Raw genomic sequence first — 14,570 nt, 5'->3', positions numbered from 1 at the left:
TATTTTTGAACAAGGATTTACCACCAAAAATGTTGGCAAAGGTACCGGTTTAGGAATGGCGATCGCTTACCAAATTATCACCGAAAAACATGGTGGGACAATTACAAGTGATTCTACTGTGGGAAAAGGGACAACTTTAGCGATCGCTCTCCCGATTGCACGATCTAAGGCTGTATTTCCTCTTGAAACAAGGCGCTTCGCAGAATTGTGAAGAGAGAACGGTAAAATCTGGCGAGATCGTTTAAGCTAAGATATGTATAAGTATAGCAGAGAACGAATTAGCTCAAGACATCCTCATTTTCTCCTATATCTTTGCCTTGAAAATAACTGGAGTTCAAACCATTTTATCACAAATCATTGAGAATTGCTATATGATTAAAGGTTAAGCAAATGCTTTCTTGGATAAACTCAAAAAACAATTCTCTACTTAGGGTTTGCAAAATGGAAGGAACTCATTTAAAAATTAACAACTGTAGTTATTATGTTCGTGATTCCCATAATGGACATAGTAGCGTTATTCTCCTGCATGGATGGCCTGATGACGGTTCTTTATGGAAATTTCAAATTCCCACTCTGATCGAAGCTGGATATCGTGTTATTTGTCTTGATTGGCTTGGTCATGGCAAAAGTGAAAAAGTTGAAAATTTAAACAAGTATACAGTTTCCTCTTTATCAACAGATATAATTACATTGATCGATTTGCTCGAACTAAAAAAAGTTCACTGTGTTGCTCATGACTATGGTGCCGTAGTAGCTTGGGAATTAGTAACGAAATATCCAGAATATTTACTTTCCTACACAGCACTTTCTGTCGGACATCCTTTGATATTTGTTAAAAATTTATCGCTTGAATCAATAATTAAAAGTTGGTATTTGTTTTTTAATCCTTTACCAATATCAGTTCCTATATATCGAGCCAGGAATGGACTGTTCTTGAAATGGGTATTGCGCAGTCACCCAGATCGGGAAGTTGTCGTTAAAAAGTTTTTAAGTGAAAAAAGACCCTTTTATATTCAAGTTTGGGAACAAGCAAATCCAGTATTTCCTGTTCTTGTTTCTGCATTTGGGAACAAAGGAACCCAATTAGATTTAATAAAAGTTCCAACTTTAGGTGTTTGGAGTTCTCAAGATAGCTTTATGTCTGAAGAGCAAATGAAGAAATCTGGGACTTTAATTCAAGCAGAATGGGAATATAAGAAAATTCCTAACTGCAATCACTGGCTTCAATTAGAAAAATCTGAAGAATTTAACGAACTTTTACTTAAATGGCTCGATAAACACTCCCAGGTAAACTGATTAAAAATTATCTGAGAGTAACTTCCCCCGATCGCAAATCCTAGCCACATTAACACTTGTGAAAATACGGCGATCGTAGTATGCTAAAAAAAAGAAGCAATCGCCTGAAAATCTGTTACTGGAGTCGCTTCCACAGATGCAGCCAGTATCGGGATGGTTGAAAAACCCTGAACTCCCAATCGATCAAGAATTTCGTGATTTTTTTCTGGGGGAACTTCAGTCGATCGGGGCGAGTTAGCTAATCATCGCGAGAAGAACCATACATCCGGGAAAATTGTGCGCATCTTACTTGTTGAAGATGACCCCGAACAACGGGAACCGCTCTACGCCGCCCTCACCCGCTCTGGTCATATTGTTGATGCAGTAGCGGATGGGGACACCGCGCAATGGTTATTAACAACTCAGACCTACGATTTATTAATTCTCGATTGGATGTTGCCAGGAGTAGATGGTATTGCCCTCTGTCAGCAATATCGCCAAGCCCGCCAAGCTGCACCTGTGTTAATGCTAACAGCCAAAGACACCACCACCGATAAAGTTAAGGGACTTGATGCGGGTGCGGACGATTATTTAGTGAAACCAGTCGATCTGCCTGAGTTATTAGCACGGGTGCGCGCCTTGCGGCGACGATCGCCCCAGTGGTGTGGCGATCGCCTAGAAGTCGGTGCGCTGATTCTTCACCTCGATACCATGCAAGTTGAATACTGCAAGCAAACGCTACCGTTAAAAAGTGGGGATTTTCAACTTCTGGAATATTTGATGCGCCATCCCCGCCAAATTCTCACTCACGGTCAACTCGAACAAGCCCTGTGGACGTGGGATGTTCCCCCCGAAAGTAATGCGATCGCTGCTCGCATCAAACGGTTGCGGCAGAAGCTGCGTTTCTTGGGTCTCGATGAGTGGATCGTTACTGTTTACGGGACGGGTTACTGTTTGCAACCATCAACCAAGTCAAGGGAGTAAAGGATGCGACAGGTTTGGCAACACACCCAAAAACAGTGGCGATCGCTCCCGGTACGCGTCCGAGGAACGACGATCATTGCTATTCCGATTGTTTGCTTACTCACGACCCTCGGCGCAGTAGTCTGGCTCAAATTAAGTCTTGCTGAGGACGAAATGTGGGTGCAACACACCCAAGCTGTCCGCCTCGAAGCCAAGCAACTGCTCAATGCTCTCGTGGATGCAGAAAATAGCTTGCGGGGTTACGAACTTACCCAACGCGATGAATTTCTCGAACCCTACGAACAAGCTCAAGTTGTTATTCCCCAATCCCTCGATCGCCTCGAACAACTGATCCAAGACAATCCCCAACAGATTGCCCAAATCCAGATTATCCGCAAGCTTGTCTTGAAAACCTTGGCAATTTTTCATTACCAACTCGCCTTCCAACAAGAGTTAAAAAATGTTCCCGGCAGAACCGCAGCGATCGTTACTGCTACTACCTTGTACGACTGGCAACAACAAAGCAAAACTGCAATGGATGCCGTCCGTACCGAAATCGACCGCTTTGCCCAAGTTGAAGAAAACCTCCTCCTCCTTCGTCGCCAACATCAAGATCGCTCCCGTCAGATTGCCTGGTGGGTACTGTGGATTGCTGGGGGAATCGGGTTAACGGGGACTGCCTTAGCTGTGTATTTGTTCGTTCAATTGGAACAGGAATTAGCCGCCCAGGCAGTGCATTTAGCCCAAACCAACCAGCGACTCGAAACCGTATGCACCCAACTGCAACGCTTTACTGCCAATGCTTCCCATGAGTTGCGCGCCCCCCTGGCAGCCGTGTTGAGCAATGCTCAAGTAGGATTGATGGATTTGGCTGACTGGGAAGAAGGAGAACCCATGCCCCAACCAGTGCAGCAGCGTTTAGAGAAGATTGTTACCCTCACTAAACAGATGAGTGAGTTGGTGGGGCATTTATTGTTTTTGGCGCGTCATGAGGGCGCATTGGCAGTAGATGAGTTCCCAGTAATAGATATTATGCCCTTGCTAGTTCAGTTAGCTGCTGATTGGCAATCCCAAGCAGAAGCCCGTGGTTTGATTCTCAATTGTCAACTACCCGCCCAAGCGATCGCGATTCGTGCCGAGGAGAATTTGTTGGCAATCGCGATCGCCAACCTACTCGCTAATGCCTGTCGCTACACCCCTGCTCCTGGTGAAATTACCTTGAACGTTCGGCAAGACACCGCTCAAGTAGTGATTCAAGTGACAGACACTGGCATCGGTATTCCTCCTGAAGCCTTACCTAATATCTTTGAACGCTTTTATCGGGTTGATAGTAAGCGTACTAGAGCATCAGGAGGCTTTGGTTTAGGATTGGCGATCGTCGAGCAAATTGTTCAGGCTCATGCTGGCGAAGTGATGATTAGCAGCTGTTTAGAAAAGGGAACCACCGTGACGATCGCTTTGCCTTCCACCCCATAAGCTCAAGCTGTCATTTTCTGGTCATAATTGGTTTTTATCGTTAGAAGTAACAGAAGTAATTCAAACTTGAGTTGAGGAGAAAGCAACCACTATGAAATTGAACAACCGACAAACCTTACTACTTGGAGCTGGCGTGATTCTCAGCACAGCGAGTTTGATGACTATGGTTTTGGGCGGACTCGATCCTGCCCACGCTCGCAACCGCAGCTTTAGTGGTGTCGTAGAGCGGGTTTGGGAAGATGGTTTTCAGTTACGAGTGGGCGATCGCACTATTATTACCGATACTTGGGATGTTTGCGGCGATTCGACCGCGCGTTATGTAGCTCGGGGCGATCGCCTCACCATTACTGGAGAATTTGAAGGTCGCCAATTTGATGTCTTTAGTATCACCAATGCTGAAGGCAAAAGGGTGTGTAGTTAATATTTTTGTCAATCAACGAAATTATTGACGATCGCCCAATCTAGTCAAACTGATATCTGGTAAATGCAGGTAGTTGGCAGTTGCTCGGCGAGCGACTGCCAATTACCCAGCGATCGCCGTTCCGGATTAAATATCGCAGGGAGTAAGCCGATTGAGATCGAGAACTATGCGATCGATCCCGCTAATTAAACTCCTTCCCGAACTACCCGGATGATTAGCAACAATACTAAAAACTATCGTTCCATATTGGGGATGTTCCAGATAGCCAGAAAGCGCCCTTACCCCAGTCAAAGTGCCAGTTTTCGCGCGAACTTTTCCTTGTACGGAAGTATTCCGAAAGCGATTTCTTAAAGTACCACTTACACCAGCAACAGGAAGAGAAGAATAAAAAATATCTCTTCCTTTGGCATTTTTCATCGCTTTGAGAGTATCAACGATCGCGTCAGGAGTAGCTGCATTCTGTCGCGACAAACCCGAACCATCTACTTGTCGATAACCTCCAGGATTAACTCCCAAATTAGCTAAAGCGGTTTTGACTGCACCTGCACCACCAAGATAACGTAGCAACACATCGGCATAACTATTGTTACTCATTAATAATGTTACGCCGATCCATTCTTTTAAAGATTTAGAACGTATAACCGCATTATTGTCAAGTCTTTGTAAAGCTGCGGCGGCGGTAAATAATTTAGTATTAGACGCGGGAATTAATGGACTATTGGCATTGTAACTATAGAAAGTTTCCCCACTTTCTAAAGATTCTACCAGTATCCCCCACCTAGCTCCAGCAAAACTAGAACTATCGATAATTTCCTTAATTTCTCCTTCGAGAAAATAAGGACAAACGCCAGTATTACCTGTTTCTGGAGGTGGAACATATATTTCCACTGATTCAACGTTTTGAGCTAGAGTAGTAGAAGGATTTGCATGAGCAATTTTTACAGAAGTTTCAGCCCAAGTTAAGGCTGCAACAGCGAACACGGTCAGGGGTTTAAACCAATGACTGGACGATTTCATGCTGTATCTCTTTGAGTGCTTGTTACTTGATGCAAAATTGCCATGTAAAGTTTCCTTTACATAGAAATTACTCAGGTAACTTTACCATCTTTGAGCAATTTTGGCGCACTACGATGCAAACAAAATACTCCCCAATCGTAGAGGGTGCTTTTTCAAACACCCTAATTAGCTCAAAAATCAAGACTTTTGACGATAAAAATTAATTTGTCGTCAAAGCTGGACAAGAAACATTTGTACCACCTAAACCGCAATAACCTCCCGGATTTTTGGCGAGATATTGCTGATGATAGTCTTCAGCGTAGTAAAATTCGGGAGCGTCGATAATTTCAGTCGTGATTTCACCATAGCCAGAATTCTGCAAAGCCTGCTGATAAGCTTGTTTTGATGCTTCTGCGAGTTGCTTTTGGCTGTCGGAATAAACGTAAATTCCCGAACGATATTGTGTTCCTACGTCGTTACCTTGACGCATACCTTGGGTAGGGTTGTGACTTTCCCAAAAGACTTTCAGTAAATCTTCATAACTGATAACTTTGGGGTCATAAACTACCCTAACTACTTCATTGTGACCTGTTTTACCCGTGCAAACTTCTTGGTAAGTTGGGTTGGACGTATATCCACCAGCATAACCTACCGCAGTCGTATATACTCCTTCTTGCTGCCAAAATCTTCGTTCTGCACCCCAGAAACAACCCAAACCAAACAAAGCCATTTCCATTCCTTCTGGATAAGGAGGCTTGAGTGGATTACCATTGACAAAATGGCGATCGTTTGTTAATGACATCGGCTCGTCGCGTCCGGGTAAAGCTTCTTCTGGGGCTGGCATAGTGGCTTTTTTGCCAAATCCAAACAATACCATAAATGTTATCTCCGTTTTTGATCTTTGTTAATATTATGTAATATTTTTGGCGATCGCTGTTCGGCTGAGATGTGTGGGTTTCCGCATTTATTGGGAATTAGGGATTCACGTACGGTGCATTTACCATTAAAACAAGTAATAAACGCTAAAATAAAAGCCCTCATCTTGAGCATTTTCACCTCGGTCATCTAAATCAATAATCGGATAACCATAATCGAGACGAATATTAAAATTAGGTAAAGGTTCCCATAACAAACCTAGCCCCACACCAGCAATAAATTGTTGGTCTTGTAACGTATTGGGATTATCGCTCACATTCCAAACATAACCAGCATCAAAAAACGGTGCTAAGACAAATGTAGCTTCTCCTGCTTCATTTCGTTCCAGTGTAATTCGGTCTTCAATTGACACCCGAAAACCATTATCTGCCGCCCGCACATTTTGCCGATAACCGCGTATAGATTGACCGCCACCAATCACAAATTGTTGCGAAGGTAATAAACCATCCGTAGCTATTTGTACGTCTGCTTGGATAATTAAAAAGTTATTTTGACCGAGAACTTGTACTCGCTGAATTTGTCCCAACCAACTGACAAATTGACCGTCAGGAATGGGGTCTTCATTATCAGTAGCATCAAATAAACCTGTACCAAAACTAAATAAAGAACGAAATGCCCACGCACCACTAACATTTCGAGTAATATATTCTTGTCCAAATTTAAAGACACTGGTGCGACTGATACCCTCTTCATCTGGACCAAAACCAAAAGGTGTCGGACCTGCGAAAGTAAAGGTTTGTCCGTCTTGAAAAGTAAAGCCAAAAGTCATCGCTAATTCTTGACGAGGTGTGCGAATAAATGGCTGTCGATAACTAATTTCGTATAAGTCTGATTGTCCTTGAATATCAAAAACATCAAAAGGTTCTTGGATGACTTCGTTATTATTAAAAGAGGCTCTTAATTGAATTGTGCCATCAAGAGAATTAACTGGGACTCGATAACTGAGGTCGTAAGTTTCCGAACCTCCGGCGGTAGTACGAGTGTAGGTGAAAGCGGCGCGATCGCCAATACCCAAAACGTTATTATAAGCGACAGTGCCTTGCATTCTTTCGGAACCGACACTGGGAGGAGAATAGTTATCTACACCGACGCTACCCACAAAGAAATCAGCTTCGGTAACGCGCACCACTAACAAACTTTTACCAATTTCTTCTCCTGCACGCAGACTTGCTTCCACATTATCAAATAAAGGGTCTGCTCGTAATAAGCGTAGTTGGTCTTGTAGTTTGGCGGTATCGAGGGGAGTACCCGCACCCCTTTCAATTCGGGAACGAATGTAGCTTTCGTTGACTTGTTGTGCTCCGTCGATCTGGATTTCTTCTATACTACCTTCAATGACCCGAATAACGATATTTCCAGTAGTTAGAGACTCTTTTACTAATAAGGCTCTGGAGGTAATATAGCCTTCGTCGAGATATAATTGGGTGATCTCATCGACTGCTTCTGTAAGTCGATCTAGGGTAACGCTCTGTCCTTCAAGAGGTGAAAGAATCTCAGCTAAGTCTTCTTCAGTGTAGATAGAACTACCGACAACTTCAATTTGGTTCACTTGAATGGTCGTTACATCCGGAGTCTCAGTTTCTGGGGTTGGTGTCGGTGTGGGTTCGGGAGTCTCAGTTTCTTCTTCGGGTAAGGGTTCGGGAATGGGAGTCGGTTGCAAAAAGCGGTCTTCGTTAGTGTCACCGGGAGCATTTTGGACAATTTCGGTTGGGTAAGCAAGAGAAAATTCTTCTTCTCGAGAGGCGAAATCAGTGGCGTAAGTAGAAGAGACACTAGCAGCGCCAATTAAAGGGAAGAAGGAGAATAAGGATAACACAGAACTCCGGCGCATATCTTTCGTTTAAGATTGAACGAGCAGTTGTTTACATTGAAACTCCTCCAAAATATCATCTCAGAATTACTTTTTGACAGCAGTTAAACAAATATGTAGTTTTTTCGATCGCTTGGCGAGACTAAACAGAAGAGTCTATAAATCCAGCAGTTGACGCAACCTTAATTGATCTTCGGGCTTGGCTTCTAAACGACCATTCTCTAAATCGCGAATCCAACTTTGACTTTTTCCTGTCAACTGTGCTAATTTCCTTTGACTAATACCACGACTTTTCCTCGCCGAAAGGATTTGTTGAGCAGATAAAGCTGATTTAATTTTGGATTTAGATTTGGAACGCATTTTGCGCTGCTTTTTAGTTTCCCATTTTGCTAGTTGTTGCTCCCATTCTAGGGGTAGGTCAAAGCCTAAGATGCGAGCTTTCATTAACAGATTCCACTTGTCGCGCGGACCGGAGTCAGTTAAGCGTTGCTTGTTGCTACCGTCATTAATCCAAAATTCTAGTGCTTCGTCTGCATCATCAGGTAGTTCGGCTAATTTTGCCCAAAGTGGCTGAATTTCTTCTTTATAGGTTACGGGGTCGAAGACAGGTTTAAGTCCGTAGTGGTTCAGAAATTCTAAGTCACTTTCAAAGCTTCGCAGCAGTCGCTTGCGTTCTTCTCTTTGGGTAGAAGCTTGATTAATTCTTTCTTCACCGTAGGCGACGCGCATTAAGGTAGGAACAGTAATTCGTTGTTCTTTACCCATTTTGATTTTAAACAGTAGCCAGAGCATCATCCGCGCTGCACCTTCATGTTGCTGCCAGATACTCGTAACAGCAGTTAAAAGAAACTTCGGCAGAGTACCATATTGATAGAAGGCTGTGCGGGTTTGAGAACCTTGCTTATTTAAAAAATATTTTGCCCAAATGCCAGCTTTAATTTTGAAGGTCAGACCGACAAGATGTTTGCAGCCGAGTTCGTCTTCTTGAAAGTGGTGTTTAATCTCGACTAGGTGCCACAGATAACTTTCAGGTACAGAAAATTGCTTGACTTTGCCTTGTTGAGGCCAATCGATGCTGGTGACAAGTTTACAGGGTTGTTGAGCTAAATCTTTTATTAATGTTAATTTTACTGCTTTGTTGAGGTCTTTGCGCTTGTCGAGTCCGAGATATTTTTCAATTTGGCGATCGCTAATCGCAAATTCTTCTTCCCACGGTTTTTCTAAGCTGGTAGCATAAGCTGCATAAATTAAGTGCAGACAAGCTGCTCGGATATCAATTCCCTCGATTGTTGAGATATTTGTTGCATAATTAAACTGGCGATCGCCTTCTGGATCTAAGTTCTCGTCGATGTGAAAGCAAATCGAGCCTCGACCTTGCTTAACTTTTTTGTGGTAAAATAATTTTCCTGATAAGTCCGTCTGCCAATCTAGGGAGGATCGCTGCATTAATAGGTTACAAGCTTCCCAAATGACAATCGAAGATGCCATTGAGTTATTTTTGCCATTAGGAAACAAGTCTGGACTGGTCGCTGTTCTAGTATTAAGCTTATATCTGCCTTTTTTCGCTTGTAAGGGAACTGGACTGCTAATTGGACAAGCAACAATACATTGTGGTTCTGAATAGTAGCCATCACAACCATTACATAATCCTGGCTCGATCCAAAATTCTTCACCTTCCCTTTGTATTGCACCCGTGGGACAATGTGGTTGGCAATTGCCACATTGAAAACAACTACTAGGAATTGTATAAGCCATAACCTTAACTTTTTTGCTCAAGGGGACACTTCCTCTCACCCAAACCCTAATTATGCTCACTTCGAGCGACAATCTCTCTGGCGATCGTACCACTTTAACGAACTTACCTTAGCTGACTCTTACCTCCTTATTTTTTGCTTTCCTCTTGTTCATTCCGTTCCTTAAAGCAGCTATTTTTTGGGTACGGCTTCGAGAATCTCTCCTTTAATTTCACATATATTTTTTTTTTGTTTTGTTCAGTTTAATCATTTTTAGAATCTTTTAATGTTCCTGTCTTTATGTCTGGAAAGCTTTGATCCAACTTGCTTTTCATCGAAACATGAAGTCATTTTGACACCAAATCTGGGTGAAAAGTATTTTTTTGATGAAGGTTCGAACAAGTTTAAGTTATTAATTATTTGCTTTAATTACTATCAATATTTAAACGTGATATTATTCGGGTAAAAATGAGTATAATTGTCGAAAAACAAGTTGATTTTCTTGAAAAATATCGAATTTGGTTCGCGAACTATAATGAAAAACGAGCAAGCAAACCAGACTTGTCGGTTAACGTAGATGCGAACTTCAACTTCTTGTAGAGCAGAAAACGAATCGGCTGTTGACTATCCTCTTTTTTGGAAAACCTTGCTAGCATAGGCTTCGATCGCTGTTTACTGTTCGCTACTATAGAGTAGTCGCATGGATGCTCGCACTTGCTTTCTGGAACCATTCTTATTAAATAAGAAAAAAAAGCCTGGAAAAGCAGGCTCGGTCGGTGTAGCCTCAGCCTAGAAGCTGAAAGCAATTACAACTTGCGTAAATCCTTTAAAAGAGAGTGAGAATATAAAGCAAAGTGAAGAGAATAATCCAGATAATATCGACAAAGTGCCAATAAATTTCTGCCATTTCGACACCAACGTGCTTAGTAGCGCCATAATGACCTGGACGACGCGATCGCCACAACACTCCTAAAATAAGCAGTATCCCGACAAAAACGTGCAAACCGTGAAAGCCAGTCATTAAGTAAAAACAGTTAGCAAACACATTGGTAGTCAAACCATAGCCGAGACTCAGATATTCGTAAAGCTGACCCCCTAAGAAAATTATTCCCATCACTGCGGTAGCGATATACCAAAGACGTAACCCTCCTAAATTACCTTTTTTAACCGCCTTGTCACCTTGATGAATGACAAAACTACTAGACACCAGAATGATTGTATTAATCGCAGGAACTAAAAGTTCTACCTCTGTTCCTTCGGGGGGCCAAACCGCCGTCGTTCCTCGGTAAATTAAGTAAGAAGCGAACAATCCACCGAACATCAAAGATTCGGAAACTAGGAACACGAGAAGCCCTAAAACTCGGTAATCTGGATGTTCGCGATCGTCAGTTTTGACTGCTGCTGATTCTAGCTGAGATTCGTTAATTGTTGAAGTTTGCATCGTTGTTATTAGTTAGTTATCTCTAATCGTTGAAGAAGAGGGTTTATCAGTGACCAGTTATCAGTTATCAGTTATCAGTAGATATTAGTGACAAGAAGCAATTAGCGAATAAACTGTTCACTGTTCCCTGGTAACTGTTCACTGTTCACTGATAACTGAACCCAGTCCCCTCCTCCCCAATCCCCAATCCCCTCCTCCCCAGTCCCCAGTCCCCAAAATTAACCTTTTACAATTGGTTCGCCGCTAATTGCGCCCGATGGATTGGGAGATCCATTTTGAACATTCATTCCATAAGCATAAGGACCGTGGGTGAGAACGGGTAAAACTTCCCAATTTTCGATCGCTGGTGGTGAAGTGGTTGTCCATTCCAAAGAAAGAGCATTCCAAGGGTTATCTCCGGCTTTTTCTCCCTTACTCCAACTCCAAATCATGTTGATAAAGAAGGGAATCACGGAAATACCTAACAAAAACGCCCCAAAAGTACAAATTTGGTTCAGAGTAGTAAACTGGGGATCGTACATCGCTACCCGACGCGGCATTCCTTGTAAACCTAACTCGTGCATTGGTAAAAAGGTGAGATTTGTACCAATAAAAGTAAGGACAAAGTGAATTCGTCCCCAGGTTTCATTTGGCATCCGTCCGGTAATTTTAGGGAACCAGTGATAAATTCCGGCGTAGATACCAAAAACTGAACCGCCAAAGAGAACGTAATGAAAGTGAGCGACGACGTAGTAAGTATCGTGAACGTGAACGTCGAAAGGTGCGGTTCCCAAGGTGACGCCACTCAGTCCACCGAGGACAAACATTGCGAGTAAACCGATCGCAAATAACATTGCGGAAGTAAAGCGAATTTTTCCGCCCCACAGTGTAGCTACCCAACTAAAAATTTTCACTCCGGTGGGGACGGCGACAATTAGTGTGGAGATGGTAAAAAACATCCGCATCCAGGGAGGAGTACCGCTAGTAAACATATGGTGTACCCAGACGAACAAACCGACACAGCAAATCGCTAAACTCGAATAGGCGATCGCTTTATAACCAAAAATCGGTTTGCGGGCGTGTACTGGTATGACTTCGGACATAATTCCGAAAATGGGCAGAATCATCAAATAAACTGCGGGATGGGAGTAAAACCAAAACAAATGCTGGTAAACGACGACGTTACCGCCTGCTTCTGGGCGGAAGAAAGAAGTCCCGAAGTTAATATCAAACAACAACAAGACTAATCCTGCGGCTAAGACGGGTGTGGACAAAAGTGCCAAAATCGAAGTTGCTAAAATTGCCCAGCAAAATAAGGGAAGTCGATCCCAAGTTACGCTAGGGACGCGCATTTTCCAGATGGTGATGATAAAGTTTAGCGAACCTAAAATCGATGAGGTTCCGACTAAAACAATACTGAGAATCCACATTGATTGGGCAGTATTGGCTGTAACCAAGCTTAAGGGAGGATAAGCTGTCCAGCCGCTTTGGGAACCGCCAAAAAAGAAACTCGCCATTAACAATGCACCTGCGGGTGGATTCAGCCAAAATGCGAGAGCATTAAGTTTGGGAAAGGCTAAATCTCTTGCACCAATCATTAAGGGGATTAAGTAGTTACCAAAACCACCGATCGCTGCGGGAACAATCCAGAGGAAAATCATGATTGTTCCGTGATTGGTCATGAAGGCATTATATAGGTTCGGGTCGAGAACGTCTGGATTGGGGGTATACAGTTCTGCACGCATGGCTACCGCCATTAAACCACCGATGAGATAAAAGAAGAAGGCGGTAACTAGGTACTGAATACCGATGACTTTGTGATCGACGTTGAAGGTAAAGTAGTGATACCACTTCCACTGAGCCGGATGGGAGGAGTGGGAATGGCTTTGTTTGTCTGCTGGGGTGTTAGTAGGTGCTTCTGTTTGTGTCATGGATAAGTTTCGATTTGCGATTTTGGTGGAGATAGTTGACTAATTCGAGATTTTGCTGGAGTTAGAATTGCGCGATCGCTTCTGCTTTAATTTGAGCTAAGGCGTGCTGATTAATTCCCAGTGTTTCTGTGTAGGGAGCAAGAAATTCAGATACCGATAAGTTATGGGGGTTAAGTGCGATCGCGCGATCGCGATTTTCTGCTTGAGCAATTTGATTTTCTGCTACCCAAGCTTGATATGCTTCTGGTGTATCCACGATTAACTGGGTTCTCATTGCTCCGTGATAACCACCGCACAATTCTGCACAAACGATCGGATAAGTTCCTGTTTTCGTCGCTACGAAACGTAATTCTGTATTTTGACCGGGAATTGCATCTTGTTTGAGCCGAAACTGAGGAACCCAAAATGAGTGAATCACATCTTGTGCGGCAATGTTCAGTTGTACGTCTGCACCGAGGGGAACGTGAAGTTCGCCTGCCATAATCCCACTTTCTGGGTAGTTAAACAACCAAGCAAATTGTATCCCCGTGACATTTACTACTAAATCGGCGGGAGTTGTTTCAGTATCTGGTGTAGCACCGAAACCATAGATTTTTTTGGGTTCTGTAGTGGTATTCTCGGTTTGGGCAATTAAACCACCACTCAAATTACTTTCGGGTAAATAAGCTACTTGCACTGTCGGGTGGTGATGAGCCATAGTATGCCCAGTGGCAGGATCGAAACCGCCCATATCGCGGTACACTTCGACGCTGTAAATTCCCAACCCGATGACGATAATCGCTGGAATTGCCGTCCAGAAAGCTTCTAAGGGCAAATTCCCAATAATTGGCGCAGCATCGGTATCGTCTCCTTTTCGGTGTCGAAACCTAATTACCGCAATGACGATCGCTCCTTCGACTACGAGAAACAAGGCTGTACCAATGGTCATCATCACGCTAAAAAATTTGTCTACTAGAGGCGCTTGTTGAGAAGCTTGCTCTGGCATTAAACCATGATTTTGACCAACCCAGAAACTGACTAGGGTGACTACAATCCCCGCAGTTAGGGTTAAAAGTGAAACTGGAATTTTTTCTTTTTCGTCCATTGTTTACTACCTGGTGAAGTTGAAGATTGGCACTGATTGTCTATTTTCCTACGAGACTTTTCCCCTAACTAAAGTTTTAAGGCTTTTTTTAATTTACACTTTTCACCTCGTGGCTAAAGTTATCTCGATTACCTAACGCGCGCGATCGCTTACTGACTTCAATTAGCAATTACTACTGATTGGGAGATTTGGCTTTCCACTCGCGAATTAGTTCTCTAATTACGTCGTTCATCGACACTTTTACTTGCTCGCAGTAGGTTTTGAGCTTTTTATATTCTGCTTCGGTAAGTCTCAGACTAAATCTTTTCATGGCATCAAAATGACATCAAATAACTGCAAAATTTTTTACTAAATAGTTGATTTTCTTGAAAAAAATTGACAAATTGTCTCGATTTTTTCATTTCAGCGAGAAAGCAAAAAGTAACTTGTGCTACATTTTTTCGTTTTTCAATCAAGTATAATTACGAAAATTCACCGAAATATACTCGCGAGATAAGCTTAACATTCAACTACTAGAAAAAGAGA

At 42.9% G+C, this 14,570-nt stretch carries 13 protein-coding genes; 5 read left to right on the top strand and 8 right to left on the bottom strand.

Annotated features, from left to right (window positions below):
• The 5 genes from G3T18_RS16790 to G3T18_RS16770 all read left to right on the top strand — a co-directional run.
• Positions 1–211 (top strand): ATP-binding protein (locus G3T18_RS16790; RefSeq protein WP_224411729.1); only part of this gene is annotated, 211 nt, incomplete at its 5' end.
• Between the two features lie 230 nt (positions 212–441).
• Complete coding sequence (locus G3T18_RS16785; RefSeq protein WP_224411728.1) at positions 442–1,296, top strand: alpha/beta fold hydrolase; 855 nt, start codon at positions 442–444, stop codon at positions 1,294–1,296.
• Between the two features lie 276 nt (positions 1,297–1,572).
• A complete protein-coding gene (rppA, locus tag G3T18_RS16780) occupies positions 1,573–2,259 on the top strand; it encodes a two-component system response regulator RppA (protein ID WP_224411727.1) in 687 nt (228 codons plus the stop codon).
• A 3-nt stretch (positions 2,260–2,262) separates the two neighbouring features.
• Entirely contained in the window at positions 2,263–3,714 is a 1,452-nt protein-coding gene (locus G3T18_RS16775) for an ATP-binding protein (protein ID WP_224411726.1), read from the top strand.
• Positions 3,715–3,805: 91 nt separating this feature from the next.
• Positions 3,806–4,135 (top strand): hypothetical protein, encoded by a 330-nt coding sequence (locus tag G3T18_RS16770; RefSeq protein WP_224411725.1) that lies wholly within the window; start codon positions 3,806–3,808, stop codon positions 4,133–4,135.
• A 126-nt stretch (positions 4,136–4,261) separates the two neighbouring features.
• Here the strand turns inward: G3T18_RS16770 and dacB are convergent, their stop codons facing one another.
• From dacB to G3T18_RS16730, 8 genes are all read right to left on the bottom strand, one after another.
• Entirely contained in the window at positions 4,262–5,152 is an 891-nt protein-coding gene (gene dacB / locus G3T18_RS16765) for a D-alanyl-D-alanine carboxypeptidase/D-alanyl-D-alanine endopeptidase (RefSeq protein WP_224411724.1), read from the bottom strand.
• Positions 5,153–5,351: 199 nt separating this feature from the next.
• Positions 5,352–6,008, bottom strand: coding sequence for a peptide-methionine (S)-S-oxide reductase MsrA (gene msrA, locus G3T18_RS16760; RefSeq protein WP_224411723.1), 657 nt, complete (start codon positions 6,006–6,008; stop codon positions 5,352–5,354).
• Between the two features lie 126 nt (positions 6,009–6,134).
• Complete coding sequence (locus G3T18_RS16755; protein WP_224411722.1) at positions 6,135–7,898, bottom strand: ShlB/FhaC/HecB family hemolysin secretion/activation protein; 1,764 nt, start codon at positions 7,896–7,898, stop codon at positions 6,135–6,137.
• A 135-nt stretch (positions 7,899–8,033) separates the two neighbouring features.
• A complete protein-coding gene (locus tag G3T18_RS16750; RefSeq protein ID WP_224411721.1) occupies positions 8,034–9,632 on the bottom strand; it encodes a helix-turn-helix domain-containing protein in 1,599 nt (532 codons plus the stop codon).
• An 804-nt stretch (positions 9,633–10,436) separates the two neighbouring features.
• On the bottom strand, positions 10,437–11,051 hold the full coding sequence (locus G3T18_RS16745; RefSeq protein ID WP_224411720.1) for a cytochrome c oxidase subunit 3: 615 nt from the start codon (positions 11,049–11,051) through the stop codon (positions 10,437–10,439).
• A 218-nt stretch (positions 11,052–11,269) separates the two neighbouring features.
• Positions 11,270–12,961: a cytochrome c oxidase subunit I gene (ctaD, locus tag G3T18_RS16740; RefSeq protein WP_224411719.1), complete on the bottom strand. Its 1,692-nt coding sequence runs from the start codon at positions 12,959–12,961 to the stop codon at positions 11,270–11,272.
• Between the two features lie 61 nt (positions 12,962–13,022).
• Complete coding sequence (locus G3T18_RS16735) at positions 13,023–14,045, bottom strand: cytochrome c oxidase subunit II (RefSeq protein WP_224411718.1); 1,023 nt, start codon at positions 14,043–14,045, stop codon at positions 13,023–13,025.
• 172 nt (positions 14,046–14,217) lie between these two features.
• The gene (locus G3T18_RS16730) at positions 14,218–14,355 is read right to left on the bottom strand and encodes a ribbon-helix-helix domain-containing protein (protein WP_224411717.1); all 138 of its coding nucleotides are present in this window, start codon (positions 14,353–14,355) and stop codon (positions 14,218–14,220) included.
• Positions 14,356–14,570: the final 215 nt, after the last annotated feature.

The sequence above is a fragment of the Oscillatoria salina IIICB1 genome (genome assembly GCF_020144665.1).
Taxonomy (GTDB): Bacteria; Cyanobacteriota; Cyanobacteriia; order Cyanobacteriales; family SIO1D9; genus IIICB1.
The sequence above is the reverse complement of the archived record's forward strand: the minus strand, read 5'-3'. Positions and strand labels throughout refer to the sequence as shown.

Excerpts from the sequence above, each read along its gene's own strand:
- G3T18_RS16735 (WP_224411718.1), bottom strand. The coding sequence starts at position 14,045 with ATGGACGAAAAAGAAAAAATTCCAGTTTCACTTTTAACCCTAACTGCG.
- dacB (WP_224411724.1), bottom strand. The coding sequence starts at position 5,152 with ATGAAATCGTCCAGTCATTGGTTTAAACCCCTGACCGTGTTCGCTGTT.
- msrA (WP_224411723.1), bottom strand. The coding sequence starts at position 6,008 with ATGGTATTGTTTGGATTTGGCAAAAAAGCCACTATGCCAGCCCCAGAA.
- G3T18_RS16785 (WP_224411728.1), top strand. The coding sequence starts at position 442 with ATGGAAGGAACTCATTTAAAAATTAACAACTGTAGTTATTATGTTCGT.
- G3T18_RS16730 (WP_224411717.1), bottom strand. The coding sequence starts at position 14,355 with ATGAAAAGATTTAGTCTGAGACTTACCGAAGCAGAATATAAAAAGCTC.
- G3T18_RS16750 (WP_224411721.1), bottom strand. The coding sequence starts at position 9,632 with ATGGCTTATACAATTCCTAGTAGTTGTTTTCAATGTGGCAATTGCCAA.
- G3T18_RS16745 (WP_224411720.1), bottom strand. The coding sequence starts at position 11,051 with ATGCAAACTTCAACAATTAACGAATCTCAGCTAGAATCAGCAGCAGTC.
- ctaD (WP_224411719.1), bottom strand. The coding sequence starts at position 12,961 with ATGACACAAACAGAAGCACCTACTAACACCCCAGCAGACAAACAAAGC.
- G3T18_RS16755 (WP_224411722.1), bottom strand. The coding sequence starts at position 7,898 with ATGCGCCGGAGTTCTGTGTTATCCTTATTCTCCTTCTTCCCTTTAATT.
- G3T18_RS16775 (WP_224411726.1), top strand. The coding sequence starts at position 2,263 with ATGCGACAGGTTTGGCAACACACCCAAAAACAGTGGCGATCGCTCCCG.
- G3T18_RS16770 (WP_224411725.1), top strand. The coding sequence starts at position 3,806 with ATGAAATTGAACAACCGACAAACCTTACTACTTGGAGCTGGCGTGATT.